Annotated in this window: 14 protein-coding genes; 10 read left to right on the forward strand and 4 right to left on the reverse strand. The window is 69.2% G+C overall.

Annotated elements, in window-relative coordinates:
* Window positions 1-14: 14 nt before the first annotated feature.
* Complete coding sequence (locus FHW84_RS16295; protein ID WP_167257036.1) at window positions 15-893, reverse strand: alpha/beta hydrolase; 879 nt, start codon at window positions 891-893, stop codon at window positions 15-17.
* Window positions 894-979: 86 nt separating this feature from the next.
* Between FHW84_RS16295 and FHW84_RS16300 the strand changes: the two genes are divergently transcribed.
* The 5 genes from FHW84_RS16300 to FHW84_RS16320 all read left to right on the forward strand — a co-directional run bounded on the left by FHW84_RS16300 (window position 980) and on the right by FHW84_RS16320 (window position 5,510).
* Entirely contained in the window at window positions 980-1,558 is a 579-nt protein-coding gene (locus FHW84_RS16300; RefSeq protein WP_167257037.1) for a TetR/AcrR family transcriptional regulator, read from the forward strand.
* A 126-nt stretch (window positions 1,559-1,684) separates the two neighbouring features.
* Window positions 1,685-3,460 carry a phosphoenolpyruvate carboxykinase (GTP) gene (locus FHW84_RS16305; RefSeq protein WP_167257038.1) on the forward strand — a complete coding sequence of 592 codons (1,776 nt, stop codon included), beginning with the start codon at window positions 1,685-1,687 and terminating at the stop codon, window positions 3,458-3,460.
* A 150-nt stretch (window positions 3,461-3,610) separates the two neighbouring features.
* A complete protein-coding gene (locus FHW84_RS16310) occupies window positions 3,611-4,162 on the forward strand; it encodes an RNA polymerase sigma factor (protein WP_167257039.1) in 552 nt (183 codons plus the stop codon).
* The gene (locus FHW84_RS16315) at window positions 4,159-4,590 is read left to right on the forward strand and encodes a hypothetical protein (RefSeq protein ID WP_167257040.1); all 432 of its coding nucleotides are present in this window, start codon (window positions 4,159-4,161) and stop codon (window positions 4,588-4,590) included. Before FHW84_RS16310 ends, FHW84_RS16315 begins: the two co-directional genes overlap by 4 nt.
* 17 nt (window positions 4,591-4,607) lie before the next feature.
* Entirely contained in the window at window positions 4,608-5,510 is a 903-nt protein-coding gene (locus tag FHW84_RS16320) for a DUF4097 family beta strand repeat-containing protein (RefSeq protein ID WP_167257041.1), read from the forward strand.
* Window positions 5,511-5,607: 97 nt separating this feature from the next.
* Here the strand turns inward: FHW84_RS16320 and FHW84_RS16325 are convergent, their stop codons facing one another.
* Window positions 5,608-6,519, reverse strand: a complete 912-nt coding sequence (locus FHW84_RS16325) for a hypothetical protein (RefSeq protein WP_167257042.1) — start codon at window positions 6,517-6,519, stop codon at window positions 5,608-5,610.
* Window positions 6,520-6,803: 284 nt separating this feature from the next.
* Between FHW84_RS16325 and FHW84_RS16330 the strand changes: the two genes are divergently transcribed.
* Window positions 6,804-9,668: an EAL domain-containing protein gene (locus tag FHW84_RS16330; RefSeq protein WP_243868160.1), complete on the forward strand. Its 2,865-nt coding sequence runs from the start codon at window positions 6,804-6,806 to the stop codon at window positions 9,666-9,668.
* Window positions 9,669-9,681: 13 nt separating this feature from the next.
* Here the strand turns inward: FHW84_RS16330 and FHW84_RS16335 are convergent, their stop codons facing one another.
* Window positions 9,682-10,578, reverse strand: a complete 897-nt coding sequence (locus FHW84_RS16335; RefSeq protein WP_167257044.1) for an Hsp33 family molecular chaperone HslO — start codon at window positions 10,576-10,578, stop codon at window positions 9,682-9,684.
* A gap of 172 nt (window positions 10,579-10,750) precedes the next feature.
* Here FHW84_RS16335 and mtgA point away from each other — a divergent pair, with 172 nt between their 5' ends.
* The 3 genes from mtgA (at window position 10,751) to FHW84_RS16350 (ending at window position 13,013) form a co-directional block, all read left to right on the forward strand.
* Window positions 10,751-11,491 carry a monofunctional biosynthetic peptidoglycan transglycosylase gene (gene mtgA / locus FHW84_RS16340; RefSeq protein WP_167257045.1) on the forward strand — a complete coding sequence of 247 codons (741 nt, stop codon included), beginning with the start codon at window positions 10,751-10,753 and terminating at the stop codon, window positions 11,489-11,491.
* A gap of 61 nt (window positions 11,492-11,552) precedes the next feature.
* Window positions 11,553-12,488, forward strand: a complete 936-nt coding sequence (locus FHW84_RS16345) for a glycosyltransferase family 2 protein (protein WP_167257046.1) — start codon at window positions 11,553-11,555, stop codon at window positions 12,486-12,488.
* Between the two features lie 93 nt (window positions 12,489-12,581).
* Window positions 12,582-13,013 (forward strand): CBS domain-containing protein, encoded by a 432-nt coding sequence (locus FHW84_RS16350; protein WP_167257047.1) that lies wholly within the window; start codon window positions 12,582-12,584, stop codon window positions 13,011-13,013.
* A 199-nt stretch (window positions 13,014-13,212) separates the two neighbouring features.
* Here FHW84_RS16350 and FHW84_RS16355 read toward each other — a convergent pair whose 3' ends face one another.
* A complete protein-coding gene (locus FHW84_RS16355; protein WP_343203611.1) occupies window positions 13,213-14,490 on the reverse strand; it encodes an MFS transporter in 1,278 nt (425 codons plus the stop codon).
* Between the two features lie 88 nt (window positions 14,491-14,578).
* On the opposite strand from FHW84_RS16355, the gene FHW84_RS16360 reads away from it, so the two are divergent.
* Complete coding sequence (locus FHW84_RS16360) at window positions 14,579-16,216, forward strand: GMC family oxidoreductase N-terminal domain-containing protein (protein ID WP_167257210.1); 1,638 nt, start codon at window positions 14,579-14,581, stop codon at window positions 16,214-16,216.
* Window positions 16,217-16,380 lie beyond the last annotated feature (164 nt).

A 16,380-nucleotide genomic window follows, 5' to 3' on the forward strand; every position in this document is an offset into this window, starting at 1 on the left:
GTCCGTGCGGGCATTCAATGCGTTGCTCCACCGTCCAGAGTGCGCAGGAATCGTGCGATCTCACGGGTGAAAGCGTCGTTGGCGTCGCCCGCCACCATATGCGTGGCACGCGGCAGCTCCACGTGTTCGGCATGCGGGGCGAGGCGGAGGAATTCGTCGACGGTGTCGCGCGAGACCACGTCGCTGCGCCCGCCCGACAGCAGCAGCAGCGGCACGCGCACGTTGGCCGCGGCGCTCATCAGGCGCGGCTGGTAGCGCTCGGCCTCGCGCACCAGGTCGCCGCCGAGCAGGGCCGGGTCCCAATGCCAGCGCAGGCGGCCATCGGCGCCTTCGCGCAGCAGGGGGCGCAACTGGTCTTCGCTCTTGCGGCCGGCGCGGTGCGGCAGGTAGGCGGCGATCTGTTCGGCCGCTTCGGCGTAATCGGCGAAGCCGTCCGGATGCGCCTGCATGAAAGCGAGGATGCGTTCGACGCCGGCGGTTTCCCAGCGCGGGGTGATGTCCACCAGCACCAGGGCGCGGAACAGGCCGGGATCGATCTCGCCGGCCACCACCAGGCCGAGCAGGCCGCCCATCGAGGCGCCGACCAGCACCGGCGGTTCCGGCTGAGAACGAGCGAGCCCGACCAGGTCGGCCACGAACTGTTCCATGTGGTAGTCGCCGCCGGGCACGCGGCCGCTTTCGCCATGGCCGCGGCTGTCGAAAGTGACGCAGCGCAAGCCCTCGCCCGCCAGCGCGGCGGCGGTGGCCGTCCAGGCGTGGCGGGTCTGGCCGAAGCCATGGGCGAACAGCAGGGCGGGCCGGCCGTCGGGCTGGCGTACGTCCACCGCCAGGCGCACGCCATCGGCGGCGGCATAGGAGTGGGACGAAACGGCGGCTGGCGCGATGGTAACCATACGGACGAGTATGGATTGCCGTCCGAGCCGCCGTCAACCACGGCCGTTCGGATTGCAAAGCCTAGGACTGGGGCTACCATGCTCGAATGAATGCCAGCGCCAAACCCGAACGTACCCGTCTTTCCGCCGAAGATTGGGAAGATGCCGCCCTCAAGCTGATTGCCGACCAGGGTGTCGGCGCCCTCGCCGTCGAGGCCCTGGCCCGCCAGCTCGGGGTAACCAAGGGCAGCTTCTACTGGCACTTCCGCACCCGCGAAGCCCTGCTGCAAGCCGCGCTGGAACGCTGGGAGCAGTACGGCGAGCGCGAGGTGATCAGCCAGATCGAGGCCATGCCCGACCCGCGCGCCCGCCTGCCGGAACTGTTCCGCCGGGTCGCGCACGAAATCGCCCCGCACCGCGTCTACGCCGCCCTGCTCAAGGCGCTGGACCACCCGCAGGTGGTGCCGGTGATGGCCCGCGTGTCGCAACGGCGCATGGAATTCCTCACCACCATCTACCGCGAAGCCGGCCTGGCCCCGGCCGAGGCGCTGAACCGCGCGCGCCTCACCTACGCGGCCTACGTAGGCTTCCTGCAGCTCAACTTCACGCTGGGTCTACCGCGCATCAGCCATGAAGACTTCGATGCCTACGTCGAGCACATGATCAAGACGCTCACACCGGGCTGAAAGACCAGCCGCATCAGCGGCTTGGCGGCATTCCAGGGCCGCTTTGCTGCACCCCGCCTTGCAATGCCAGTACACGCAAACTACCGTTTCTGCTCTTTTTTGTTCTAAGACCAGAGTGAGGAACGCATGGCGAGCAAGCTGGCGGCGCTGCAGCGCTGGGTGGACGAGGTGGCGGCGCTGACCCGCCCCGCCCGCATCCATTGGTGCGATGGCTCTGACGCCGAATACCAGGCCCTGGTGCAGCAGATGCTGCAGACCGGCGACCTGGTCGAACTGAACCAGCAGACCCATCCAGGCTGCTACCTGCACCGGTCGAGCCCTTCCGACGTGGCCCGCGTCGAGCACCTCACCTTCGTCTGCACGAAGGAGCAGGAAGATGCCGGCCCGAACAACCACTGGATGGACCCGGCCGAGGCGAACGCCAAGATGGACGGCCTGTTCGCCGGCTGCATGGAAGGCCGCACCATGTACGTCATTCCGTACTGCATGGGCCCGATCGATTCGCCGCTGGCCCGCTGCGGCGTGGAAATCACCGACAGCCCCTACGTGGTGGCCAACATGCGCACCATGACGCGCATGGGCGCCGCGGCGCAGGCGCGCATCGAGCGCGAAGGCACGTTCGTGAAGGGGCTGCACTCCACCGGCGAGCTCGATCCGGAGCGCCGCTTCATCATGCATTTCCCCGAGGACCTGACCATCAAGTCCTACGGTTCCGGCTACGGCGGCAATGCGCTGCTGGGCAAGAAGTGCCATGCGCTGCGCATCGCCAGCTGGCAGGCCAGGTCCGAGGGCTGGCTGGCCGAGCACATGCTGATCGTGGGCATCGAGAACCCGCAGGGGCAGACGCACTACGTCGCCGCCGCGTTCCCGTCGGCCTGCGGCAAGACCAACCTGGCCATGCTGATCCCGCCGGAAGGCTATCGCCGCGACGGCTGGAAGGTGTGGACCGTGGGCGACGACATCTGCTGGATGCGCCCCGGCGCCGACGGCCGCCTGTACGCGATCAACCCGGAAGCCGGCTTCTTCGGCGTGGCGCCGGGCACCAGCGCGGGCAGCAATCCGAACGCGCTGGCCAGCATCGCGCGCGACACCATCTTCACCAACGTCGCCGTCACCGCCGACAACCAGCCCTGGTGGGAAGGCCTGCCGGGGGAGCCGGCATTGGACTGGCAAGGCCGCGCCTACAACCCGGCCAATGGCCCGGCCGCGCATCCGAATGCGCGCTTCACCGTCAGCGCGAAGCAGTGCCCGACCTGGTCGCCCAAGGCCGAGGACGCGCAGGGCGTGCCGATCAGCGCCATCGTGTTCGGCGGCCGCCGTCCTTCGCTGGTGCCGCTGGTGTTCGAGGCGCGCGACTGGGCGCACGGCGTGCTGGTCGGCGGCGCGATGGGTTCGGAAACCACCGCCGCGGCCACCGGCGCGGTGGGCGTGCTGCGCCGCGACTCGATGGCGATGAAGCCGTTCTGCGGCTACCACTACGGCGATTATTTCCAGCACTGGCTGTCGTTCGACCGGCCGGGCGCGCAGCTGCCGAAGATCTTCCACGTCAACTGGTTCCGCAAAGGCAGGGACGGCAAGTTCCTGTGGCCGGGCTTCGGCGACAACCTGCGCGTGCTGGAGTGGATGATCGCCCGCGTCGAAGGCAAGGCCGCCGGCGTCGACACGCCGATCGGCACCCTGCCGGCGCGCGGCGAACTGCGCACCGAAGGCCTGGCGCTGGATGGCGCCGCGCTGGACGAGCTGCTGCACGTCGATGAGGCCGGCTGGCAGGCCGAAGCCGCCGCCATCGGCGACTACCTGCGCGAATTCGGCCAGCGCATGCCGCAGCGCCTGCACGACGAACTCGAACGCGTGGCCGCCGCGCTCGCCGGCGCGCCGCGGGTTTCGGCGGTCGCCTCGTGACCGTCCGCGGCGGCCGTGGCGCAAGGCCCGGCCGCCGCTTCCCGCCGTCCATGACTGATGGCGGATGAGCGCCTTTCTCTAAACCCTGCAGCGCCACGGTGCATCCAAGCTGGCAAGATGATCAGCGCCTGCGCCGCCACCGGAACCTCCATGCCGCCTGCCCCCGTCGCAGCGCCCGACGACGACGTCGCCGACGTGCGCGCGGCCGCGGACGGCGACCGCGCGGCGTTCCAGCGGCTCTATCGCCGGCATGCCGACCGCGTCTACGGCGCCGTCTACCGCCTGGCCGGCTATGACCACGCACGCGCCGAGGATCTGACCCAGGACGCCTTCGTGCGCGCCTGGCAGAAACTGGCCGGCTTCCGCCACGAAAGCGCGTTCGGCACCTGGCTGTACCGCCTGGCGGTGAACGTGGCGCTGATGGACATCCGCTCGCGCGGCGCCGACCCGGTCAGCATGATGGACGAGGACAGCCTGCCCGACCGCGGCGAAACCCCGTTCTGTGCCGCCGAACGCGACGAACTGGAACGTGCGATCGGCAAACTGCCGCCACGCGCACGCGCCGTGCTGGTCCTGCACGATGTGGAAGGCTGGCGGCACGAGGAAATCAGCGCCGAGCTCGGCATGGCCGTCGGCTCGTCGAAAGCGCAGCTGCACCGCGCACGCGGACTGCTGCGAAAGGTACTTGGAGAAGCGTCATGAACGAATTCGAATGGCATCGCCAGATGCGCGCCCTGCGCGAACCGGTGTCCCCGCGGCGCGACCTGTGGGCCGACATCGAAGCGAAGCTCGATGCCGGCACGCCCACCGCCATCACCGCGGCGCCGCGCGCCCCACGCGGTCAGCGCTGGCTGCTCGCGGCAAGCTTCGCGGGCCTGTCGCTGCTGGCCGTCGCCCTCAATCACCAGTGGCGGGTGGAAACGCCCGCGACGCTCGAAGCGCAGGTGCCGGCGAACTGGAAACCCACCGACCCGCGCCTGGCCGGTGCGGCGGTGGAACTGTACGCCGCACGCGTCGAACTGCAGCAGGCCATGGAGCAGGCCCCGCATTCCCCCGCCCTGCAGCGTCTGCTGGACCGCACGGCCAAACGTCAATCGCAACTGCGTCAGATGGAACAACAGGCAGGCTGAGCCACCGGAGCACAATCATGAAAACCGCACGCTATCTCCCTGTCCTGCTGGCGCTGGCAATCGGCCAGGCTTATGCCGACACGCCGATCAACCTCAGCCACGACGCCAAGCCCAACGTGCAGCTGCAGATCAGCAACGTCAAAGGCTCGGTCACCGTCACCGCCTGGGACCGCAACCAGGTGCAGGTCACCGGCCGCCTCGGCGACGGCGCCAGGCCGCTGGAGCTCGAAGGCGACAACGGCAACCTGGAACTGAAGGTGGAATCCACCGGCAAGTCGCGCTGGTTCAACTTCAACAACGACACCTCGATGGGCAGCACCACGCTGGACGTGCGCGTGCCCAAGGCCGCCTCGCTGGAAGTGGAGGTGGTGAGCGCACCAGCCAGCATCGACGGCATCGACGGCGGCACCATCAAGATCAATTCGGTGAGCGGCAAGGTGCGCATCAATGCGCGCTCGCCCTCGGTGGAAGCCGAGAGCGTCAGCGGCAGCCTGGAACTGGCCGGCCATGCGGACAAGGTGGACCTGCAGACGGTGAGCGGCGACATCCTCGCCCCGTCGGTGGGCCGCGAGGCCGAACTGCAGACGGTGTCCGGACGCATCCGCGTGAATGGCGGACCGTGGAAGCGGCTCAATCTCAGCACCGTCTCCGGCGACGTGCAGGTGGGCGGCGGCATGCAGGCCGGCGGCGATATGAATGTCGACAGCATGAGCGGCGACGTGCAGGTGCAGGTGCCGGGCAATGTTTCCGCACGCATCCACGCCAACACGTTCAGCGGCGACCTGCGCAGCGACTTCGGTTCGCCGCGCAAGGTGGAACACGGCCCCGGCATGGAGCTGGACGCCAACGCCGGCAGCGGCGGCGCCAACATCAAGCTGGAAACCTTCAGCGGCGACCTGAAGATCCGCAGGCAGGATTGAAGGCGGGCGGTTGCCGCCGCCGTAAACGAAGAAGCCGTCGCTGCGAGGCGACGGCTTCTTGCCTTGTGGCGTTCAAGCTTCCGTGGAAGACGGCAGCTTAGAGATCCTGGTGGTACTGCACGTACGGCGTGCGCGACTGGTCCGGCTCCGGACCCACCGGCGTATTCACCGCATTGCCGGACGACCACACGTTCTGCGCGCCGATGCTCAGCTCGCCCTGCCAGGGCAGGCGCAGGGTGACGCCGAGGTCGATGCTGCTCCAGCGGCGGTCGCTGTTGTAGCCCGTACCCGGCAGCGCCGGCTGCATCACGCGGCCGACCACACCGCCGCTGAGCGGGCCGCGGTCGACGCCGAAGCTCAGCGCCTTCTGGTCCAGGGTGTTCACGCCCAGCAGGTTGCCCGGCAGCAGGCGGACGCGGCCCACGCTGGCGCCGAGGTCGATGCCGCTCTTGCTGTCCAGCGCGACGCGGCCGCGGGCATTGAGCTGCGCGCTGCTGTCGAACGCACTCAGGCCGTTGACCCCGGCCGGGGCGCCCGGCAGCAGGCGCGGCAGCACCGAGTTGTTCGGCGTGCTGTTGGCGCCCAGGCTGAGGCCCACGCTGTAGCGGCCGCTGCTGTAGGTGGCGCCGATCTCGCTGCCGATGACACGCGGCACGCGGTTGTTGATCCAGGTGTGCTCGCTGACGCCCACATGGGCCTGCAGGTTGGAACCCAGGCCATAAGTAAGGTCGGTGGAAACGGCGCGCGAGGCGTCGACCACGGTGAACTGCAGGGGGCCGTCGTTGCGCTGGGCAGCGCCGAAGCTGCTGCTGTCGGCCTTGAGCGCCAGCCAGCGGCCGTCGCTGCCACGCCACAGGGGCACGGCCGCATCCGGACCGAGCTGAACCACCTGGTCGGGCTTCTGGGTGAGCAGCCGGTTGGCCAGTTCATGCGTATCGCCGGCCAGCGACTGCCCTGCCGCGGCGAGCGGCATCAGCAGGAATGGCACGGACAACAACAGGCGGCGCATGGAATTGGACCGAATCAAGGCTCTACGTGGATGGAACCCACACCCTCCCCAGGGCTCGGGTGGGCGCAGCTTACCACAATTTAACTTTTGCAAGCGAGCTTTTTGCCCTGGTAATTGGGTGACCGGGACCGCAAAAAAACGTGGAGTCCGATCAGGGCGAAAAGCGTCCGCCCCCGCCCGTCCCGTCAGCGACAACGCTGAACAGAGACGATATAAAGGCGCATGTGAGCAACGCATGGACCGGTCCGCGCCGGATGAGTTCAGTACCCACCAGTTCCACCCCGATGTTTCCGTCTGCGGAGCCTCACTCCGCGGCGTTGCATGCGGCCGTGGAAGGCCTGTTCCGGGCCGGCGACGCGGCCGGGGTCACCGAGGTCTGCGGGGCCGTGCTGCGTGCGCTCGGAGTACGCGGCGCCCTGCTCTGGCGTGCGCTGGAATCGCCGGCCGACCCGCTTCTGCCGGGCCAGCTGGCGCTGGCCGAGGATCCCCAGTGCCAGCGCCTGCTGGTCCTGGCCGCGGAAGGGCCGGTGCCGGCCGCGGACACCGAGGAAATCGCCTGGCTGGGCCGCATGGCCGCCGCCCGCCTGCGCCAGCTGGCCGAGACCTCGCGCCTGTACGAGGCCATCTCCCGCCTGGCCATGGCCGAGCGCCTGCAGCGCGCGCTCTACGCCATCGCCGACCAGGCCAGCACCGAACACAACATGGCCGAGATGATGCACGCGCTGCACGGCATCCTCGGCAGCCTGATGTACGCGGAAAATTTCTACGTCGCCCTGTACGACCCGGCCACCGACAGCGTGCGCTTCCCGTACTACGTCGACACCATGGACAAGGACCCGCCCTTGCCCGACCAGAGCGTGCCGCTGCAGGACATGCGCCACAGCCTCACCTGGAACCTGCTGCAGGGCGGCCAGCCGATCATGGGTTCGGTGGAGGAGCTCTCGCGCCAGTTCGCCGGCCAGTTCGTGCTGCTCGGCCCGGTGTGCGAGGACTGGCTCGGCGTGCCGCTGCAGCGCGACGGCCGCGTAGTCGGCGGCATCGTGGTGCAGAGCTACCGCGAGGACACCCACTACACCGAGCACGACCGCGAACTGCTCAGCTACGTGGCCAAGCACGTGCAGACGGCACTGGAACGCCGCGAAGCCCACGCCGAACTGGAACGCCGCGTGGCCAGCCGTACCGCCGCGCTGCGCGAAGCCAACCGCGTGCTGCGCCAGCAGGTGCTGCAGCGCCAGCGCGGCGAACGCCTGCAGGCAGCGCTGTTCCGCATCGCGGAACTGGCCAACGCCTCGGAAAGCCTGGACAACTTCTATGCCGCCGTGCACCGGGTCATCGGCGGCCTGCTGTACGCGCGCAATTTCTATATCGCGCTGCTGGACGAAGAACCGAACCAGCTCACCTTCCCGTATTCGGTCGACGAATTCGACACCGTGCGCCTGCCGCGCTCGCACGGCCGCGGCCTCACCGAATACGTGCTGCGCCATGGCAAGCCGCTGCTGGCCTCGCCGGACGACATCGACCGCCTGGCCCGCCAGGGCGAGATCGGCCAGCACGGCTCGCGCTCGGTGTGCTGGCTTGGCGTGCCGTTGATCTGGGGCGAGCGCGCCATGGGCGTGCTGGCGGTGCAGAGCTATTCGCCCGAGCACACCTACGACGTGCGCGACCAGGAGCTGCTCACCTTCGTCAGCTACCACGTGGCCAATGCGCTGCAGCGCAAGCACACCACCGAATCGCTGAAGCAGGCCTACGCCAGCCTGGAACGCCGCGTCACCGAGCGCACCCGCGCGCTGGCCCTGGCCAACCGCGACCTGCGCGAACAGATCGCCGAGCGCGAGCGCGTGGAGCGCCGCCTCAAGTACGAAACCCTGCACGACTCGCTCACCGGCCTGCCCAACCGCACCCTGCTGCTGCAGCGGCTGGAACAGGCGCTGCAGCGCTATCACGGCAGTCCGCAGGACATGTTCGCGGTGCTGTTCATCGACCTGGACCGCTTCAAGGTCATCAACGATTCGGTCGGGCATCTGGTCGGCGACGACCTGCTGTTCCAGGTGGGCGGACGCATCCGCGCCTGCCTGAAGACCCGCGACGTGGTGGCGCGCCTGGGCGGCGACGAATTCGCCGTGCTGGCCGAAGGCATCACCGACTACCGCATGGCGCTGGTCATCGCCGAGCGCATCATCGCCGAGCTGCAGACACCGTTCCGCCTGGGCGCCAAGGAGATCTTCACCTCCGCCTCGATCGGCATCGCCCTGCCCGGCCCGCATTACCAGCGTCCGGAAGAACTGCTGCGCGATGCCGACGCCGCCATGTACCGCGCCAAGGACGAAGGCCGCCACCGCGCCGCGGTGTTCGACGACCGCCTGCGCCGCGAGGCGCTGTCCCTGCTGGAAATGGAAGGCGACCTGCGCCGCGCGCTGAGCCGCAACGAATTCGTGCCGTTCTACCAGCCCATCGTCTCGCTGGAAGACGGCCGCACCGTGGGTTACGAGGCGCTGCTGCGCTGGCGCCATCCGGACCGCGGCCTGCTCACGCCCAGCGACTTCCTCGCCGTGGCGGAGGAAAGCGGCTGCTCGGAAAGCATCGACTGGCAGATCTTCGAACAGGTCTGCGCCCAGGCCGAGGCGCTTACCGGCAGCGACGGCTTCGTCAGCATCAATGTGTCCGGCCGCCACTTCCGTTCGCCGGACCTGGACCGCCGCCTGCTCGACCTGCTGGCCGCGCATCGGGTGCCCACGCGCTGCCTGCGCATCGAAGTCACCGAGCGCGCGCTGCTGGAAAACGCCTCGCAGGTGAAGCGCATCCTGGACAACCTGCGCGCCCACGACGTCGGCATCGCGCTGGACGATTTCGGCACCGGCTACTCGTCGCTGAGCTACCTGCATCAGTACCCGATCAGCACGCTGAAGGTGGACCGCTCCTTCATCACCGAACTGCCGCGCGAAGGCGGTCACAGCCTGGCCGTGGTGCGCGCCATCCAGGTGCTGGCCGACTCATTGCAGATGCAGGTGATCGCCGAAGGCATCGAGCAGGAAGACCAGCGCGAGGCGCTGCTGCGCGTCGGCTGCCGCTACGGCCAGGGTTTCCTGTTCGCCACGCCGCATGCCGCGGACGTGTGGCTGCAGCGCGAATATCACTTCGCGCTGCCCTGAAGCACCACCAGCTTTACTGCGCCGTGCCCGGCGCGCTCACCGCGGAATGGCTGAGCAGGTGTTCGGCGTCAATGCGGTCGAAGGTATAGCGCTGCGCGCAGAACTCGCAGGTCACCTCGATCTCGCCCTCGCGCGCTTCCAGCGCGGCTTCCACTTCCTCGCGGCCCAGCGAGCGCAGCATCGATTCCACGCGCTCGCGCGTGCAGCTGCAGCCGAAGGCAAGCGGGCGCGGGTCGAACAGGCGCACGGATTCCTCGTGGAACAGCCGGTACAGCAGTTCCTCCGGCGCGGTGGCGAGCATTTCTTCCTTGCCCAGCGTGTCGACCAGGTGGCCGATGCGCGGCCAGGCGTCGTCGTCCTGCACGCCATCGCGGCCGCCTTCGCCGGGCAGGCGCTGCAGCATCAGGCCGACGGCGTGCTCGCCGTCGGCAGCCAGCAGGATGCGTGCCGGCAGCTGCTCGGACTGGGTGAAATAGCCTTCCAGCGCGCCGCCGAGCTGCGGATGGCGCAGGTCGACCAGGCCCTGGTAGCGCTGGCCGCGCTCGGCGTGGCCGATGGTGATGGCCATGACCGCCTCCGGCAGCTCCTCCAGCGCGAGCGGCGCCGGCAGCACGCCGTCCCAGCGCGCCAGGCCGCGCAGGCGGCCCTGGTCGGTGCATTCGGTGAACAGCAGGCGCAGCGCGCCGCTGCTCTTGAGCTCGATCGACAGATTGCCTTCCAGCTTGATGTTGCCGGTCAGCAGCGCGCTGGCCGCCAGCGATTCGCCCAGCAGGGAACGCAGCGCCGGCGGATAGTCCGCGCGCCCGGCCACTTCGCGCCAGGCGGCGCCCAGCCGCACCAGCACGCCGCGCACGCCGGCGCGCTCGAGCAGGAAGCGGTGCAGCACGTCTTCGACAAGAACGGTTTCCACGGATTCGAACCTCTAAGGACAAGCGCGCAGAGATGGGGGCGTCGCGCAGGCATGCAAGCCGGCAGGCCGGGAGGCGGCAGCGCAGCCCAGTGTATGCCAGCCGGGCCGGCGGGCCGGCTTGGCGCGGCCGGGCGGCCTCTTATACTGCCGCGTCCCTTATGACCGCGTTCCCATGCCGCCCAGCCGCTCCCTCATCGTCCGCCTGCTGCGCCCGGTCGCCATCCTGGCGCTTGCCTGGCTTGCCCTGAGCTGGTTCGCGGTGCTGGTGCTGCGCTTCGTGCCGCCGTGGACGTCGGCGGTGATGATGGAACGGCGCCTGAGCGCTCTGATCCACGGCGAGCCGGATTTCCACCTGCGCTACCGCTGGGTGCCATGGTCGGAAGTGTCGCCCTACGTGCCGATGGCTATGGTGGCCGGCGAGGACCAGAAATTCCCGTTCCACCACGGCTTCGACTTCGACTCCATCCAGAACGCCATGGACGCCGCCGAAGACGGCAAGCGCCTGCGCGGCGCCAGCACGATCAGCCAGCAGACCGCCAAGAACCTGTTCCTGTGGAACGGCCGCAGCTTCGTGCGCAAGGGGCTGGAGGCGTATTTCACCGTGCTGATCGAGGCGACCTGGCCCAAGCAGCGCATCCTCGAGGTGTACATGAACATCGCGGAGCTGGGCGACGGCGTCTACGGCGTGGGCGCGGCCAGCGATGCGTATTTCCATACGGCGCCCGCCCGGCTGGCGCCGGCCCAGGCCGCGCGCCTGGCCGCGGTGCTGCCCAGCCCGCGCCGCTTCAAGGTGGCGCAGCCCAGCCCCTACGTGCTGAGCCGTGCCGCCTGGATCCAGCAGCAGATGGGCCAGCTCGGCGGCCCGGGCTATCTGCGCGGCGACACGCCGGCGCAGGTGCGCCGCACGCGCTGAAAACATCGCCGCCGCACGGGCGGTCCGCTAGCATGCGCGGGTTTCCCGCATGGACCCGCGCATGCCGCAGCTGACCGTCATCGTGCCCGCCTATAACGAAGCGGCGGTGCTCGACACCTTCCACCAGCGCCTGGCGGGCGTGCTCGACCAGCTGCCGCTCGACTGCAACGTGCTGTACGTGGACGACGGCAGCGCGGACCGCACCTGGGACATCATCGAAGCGCTCACCCGGCGCGACCCGCGCGCCGCGGGCCTCAAGCTCTCGCGCAACTTCGGCAAGGAGGCGGCGATGACCGCCGGCCTGGACGAAGCCGACGCCGACGCGGTAGTGGTGATCGACGCCGACCTGCAGGACCCGCCCGAACTGATCCCCGCCCTGGTCGAACAGTGGCGCGCCGGCTACGACGTGGTCTACGCCACCCGCAGCGCCCGCGCTGGCGAAACCGGCTTGAAGCGGTTCACCTCGGCGGCGTTCTACCGCACCATGGAAAAGCTCTCCGACACCGCCGTGCCGCGCGACACCGGCGACTTCCGCCTGCTCTCGCGCCGCGCCCTGGACGCGCTGCGCCAGCTGCGCGAAAGGCAGCGCTTCATGAAAGGCCTGTTCGCCTGGATCGGCTACCGCCAGACGTCGGTGCGCTACGAACGCGACCCGCGCCACGCCGGCCAGACCAAATGGAACTACTGGCGCCTGACCCAGCTGGCGGTGGAAGGCATCACTTCGTTTTCCACCGCGCCGCTGCGCCTGGCCACCTGGATCGGCATCAGCGCCTCGCTGCTGGCTTTCGCCTACGGCGTATGGGTGCTGGCCAAGGCCTTGATCTGGGGCGACGCGGTGCGCGGCTATCCCACCTTGATGCTGGTGATCCTGTTCCTCGGCGGCATCCAGCTGCTGGCGCTGGGCGTGATCGGCGAATACCTGGGCCGCAGCTACGCGGAGAGCAAGCAGCGGCCGCTGTACTTCATCGAGGAACGGCGCCGCGGCGGACGCGGCTGAACGCCGGGCGGATTCACGTCCGCGCTACACCTCCAGCAGGCAGCGGCGCTAGACTGATGCGGCGATCGTCCACCTTCACTCCGGAGGCCAGGCATGCGTCAGGTCAAGCATCTGCTGGACAGCAAGGGGCACCAGGTCTTCAGCATCGCGGAAGACGCGACGGTGCTGGACGCCATCAAGCACATGGCCGAACGCCAGGTCGGCGCGTTGCTGGTGATGCGCGGCGAGCAGCTGGTCGGCATGGTTTCCGAGCGCGACTACGCGCGCAAGGTGATCCTGCAGGGCCGCTCTTCGGCGCAGACTTCGGTGGCCGAGATCATGAGCAGCCCCGCACTCACCGTCGGCCCCGACACGGAAGTCGAATACTGCATGCGCCTGTGCACCGACAGCCGCATCCGCCACCTGCCGGTGGTGCACGACAGCCGCGTGATGGGCGTGATCTCGATCGGCGATCTGGTCAAGGCCGTGATCGAGGAACAGGCCGAGCAGATCGACCACCTCGAGCAGTACATCGCGGGGCGCTGATGCCTTGATTGAGCCCCTCTCCCATCGGCGACCCGAAGGCAGTCCCTGTGGGAGAGAGGGTTTGGGGTGAGGGTTCGGGCGGAGCACAAGAGTGATGTGCACCGCTCCGGCCGTACCCTCATCCGGCTGCCGCCACCTTCTCTCCCACGGGGACTACCTTCGGGTCGCCGGAGGGAGAAGGATTCACCCTCGAAGGTTGTCAGGACTTTGCGGGCGCCTCCGGCGCAAGGTCGGGCGCGTGCCCCGCGCGGCGCGCGATCCACGCCGCCAGCGCCGAAATGCCGACGCCGACCGAAGCCATGCCCGACAGCGTCACGCCCAGCATGCCGAACAGGTTGACGCCGCTGGTGACCAGCACGTCGCCGAAGCGCCACACCGCGGTCTCCACGAAGTTCTTGCCCTTGTAGCGCGTCTCGCGCGGCACGCGGGTGTACAGCGCGTCCTGCGCCGGCTTGGTCATGCCGTAGGCGAAGGCGCGCGAGCCGACCATGGTCACCGCCAGCATCGGCACCGCATAGCCGAACAGCGCGATCTGGCCGGTGCCGACCAGGGCCAGCCCCAGCAGCAGCACCAGGTTCACCAGCGCCGGCACCACCAGGCCCCAGCCCGCGCCGTGGCGCATCATCAGCCAGCGCGTGACGGTCAGCTGCAGCACCGCGCCGATCACATTGGTGTAGAGGTCGATGTCGTTGTAGAAGGCGGTGCGCGCCACTTTGTCGGCGATGTGCGCCTTGGTGTAGTCGGCCATCAGCGCATAGGCGAGCGTGCCGATGCCGTCGCCCAGCAGCATCAAAATCGCCATGTAGCGCAGGAAAGGCCGCGACCACAGCTCCTTGATGCCGGCCCAGATCGAGCCGCCCAAGGGCTGGTCCGCGCCGGCTCCGCGCTGCTGGCTGCCGGAGAGCGACAGCAGCAAGGCCAGCGCCACCAGCAGGCTCGCCGCCGACACCACCAGCAGCGGCGCCACGCCGATCGCCGTCACCAGCAGCTTGGTGATGACAGGGCCGGCCACCGCGCCCGCCATGCCGCCCAGGGCGATCAGCGAGAACACCTTGCGCGCCCCGGCGCTGTCGAAGATGTCCGCCATGAAGCTCCAGAACAGCGACACCACGAACAGATTGAACACGCTGCCGAACACATAGAACGCCATGCCCAGCGAGCGTGCGCCGATGCGGTCCTGCGCCACGAAGGCGGGCACGAAGGCCAGCAGGCACAGCGCGAAGAAGCAGTAGCTCCAGCTCAGCAGCTGCTTGCGCGGAAAGCGCGCCACCAGGATGCCGAACAGCGGCGTGAGCAGCAGCATCACCAGCAGCACCGCGGCGTAGAACAGCGGCAGCGCCTGCGCGCCCACCGCGCCGCCGAGCTGGTCGCGCACCGGCCGGATGATGTAGTAGCCCGCCATCACGAAGAAGAACGCCACGGCGGACAGCACGGGGGCATGGGCCTGGCCGGTCGCGGTAGGACGAGGTGAGTTCACCGGGGACATCCTGCGTAGGTCGCGCGCAGACTAGCATGCGAGCATGACGCGCCAGCGGCGGCCACGGGGGAGACGGATGGGCAAGCGCATGGACTACGACTACGTGATCGTCGGCGGCGGCTCCGCCGGCTGCGTGCTGGCCAACCGGCTGAGCGCACACCCGGGCAAACGCGTATTGCTGCTGGAAGCCGGGCCGCGCGACCTGAATCCGCTGATCCACATGCCCGCCGGCATCGCCAAGCTGGTCGGCGACCATCGCGGCCTGGCGCGGATCTACGGCAGCCAGCGCATCAACTGGGGCTACCGCACCGAACCCGAAGCGCAGCTCGGCCACCGCCGCCTGTGGTGGCCGCGCGGCAAGACGCTGGGCGGTTCCAGTTCGATCAATGCCATGTGCTACATCCGCGGCGCCGCGGCCGACTACGACGCCTGGGCGCAGGCCACCGGCGATGCACGCTGGAGCTGGAACGCCGTGCTGCCGTGGTTCCTGCGCGGCGAGGACAACGCGCGCGGCGCCGGCCCCTGGCATGGCGCGGGCGGGCCGCTGGGCGTGGCCGACCTGCGCTTCCACAGCGAGCTGTCGGACGCCTTCATCGATGCCGGTGTCGCCGCGGGTTATTACCGCAACCCCGACTTCAACGGCGAACGGCAGGACGGCTTCGGCCTGTACCAGGTGACCCAGCGCGACGGCGCGCGCTGCTCGGCCGCGGTGGCGTATCTGCGGCCCGCCCTGCAGCGCGCCAATCTGGAAGTGCGCACCGGCGTGCTGGCGCAGCGGGTGCTGATCGAGCGGGGCCGTGCGGTGGGCGTGCAGATCGATGGACGGCGCATCGAGGCCGGCGAGGTGATCCTCGCCGCCGGCGCGATCAACACGCCGCAGTTGCTGATGCTGTCCGGTATCGGCCCGGCCGATCATCTGCGCGAACACGGCGTGGCGGCGGCACTGGACCAGCCCCACGTCGGCGCCCACCTGCAGGATCACCTCGACATCTGCAGCGTCACCGGCACCCACAGCCGCGCCACCTTCGACCATCTCAACGACCTGGCCGTGGCCTGGCGCTATGCGCGGCACCGCGACGGTATCGGTACCTCCAACGCCGCCGAAGCCGGCGGCTTCGTGCGCAGCCGGCACGCGCCGGACGAGCGCTGCGATATCCAGTTCCATTTCATCCCCGCGCAGCTGGACGACCACGGCGCACGCGCCCTGCCCGGCCGGGGCTACACCGTGCACGCGTGCTATCTGCATCCGCGCAGCCGCGGGCAGCTGCGCCTGCGTTCGGCGAATCCGGCGGCGCCCATCGCCATCCACGCCAACTACCTGGGCGATGCGGAAGGCCACGATCTGAAGATGATGATCGAGGCCGCGCGCCTGTCCCGCGAGATCTTCGCGCAGGCACCGTTCGACGCCTTCCGCGGCGCGCCGGTGCAACCGGCCACGGAACTGCGCACCGACGCGGAATACGAGGACTTCATCCGCCGCCGCGCCGAGACCATCTACCACCCCGTGGGCACCTGCCGCATGGGGCGCGAGCACGAGGCCGTGGTGGACAGCGAGCTGCGCGTGTGGGGCGTGCCGGGCCTGCGCGTGGTGGATGCCTCGGTAATGCCCACGCTGATCACCGGCAATACCAATGCACCCACCTTGATGCTGGCCGAGCGTGCCGCGGCGCTGATGCTGGAAGCGGACCTGTCGTCGAGGCCGGCTGCGCAGCCGTCCGCCGCGTGACTGGGGCCACGGCAGGCCGACGGCGGTCCGTTGTAGAGCGGCACGAAGTGCCCCACAATTGGAATGTCTAAAACCGGGAAGGATCCCGCCGATAACCTCAGGGAATCCAGGTACTCCCGTTTACGGCGCCAGCGGCGCCCATACGACGCCAGAGCAGCATGCAG

It is taken from the genome of Dyella sp. SG562, assembly GCF_011759495.1.
GTDB classification, from domain to species: domain Bacteria; phylum Pseudomonadota; class Gammaproteobacteria; order Xanthomonadales; family Rhodanobacteraceae; genus Dyella_D; species Dyella_D marensis.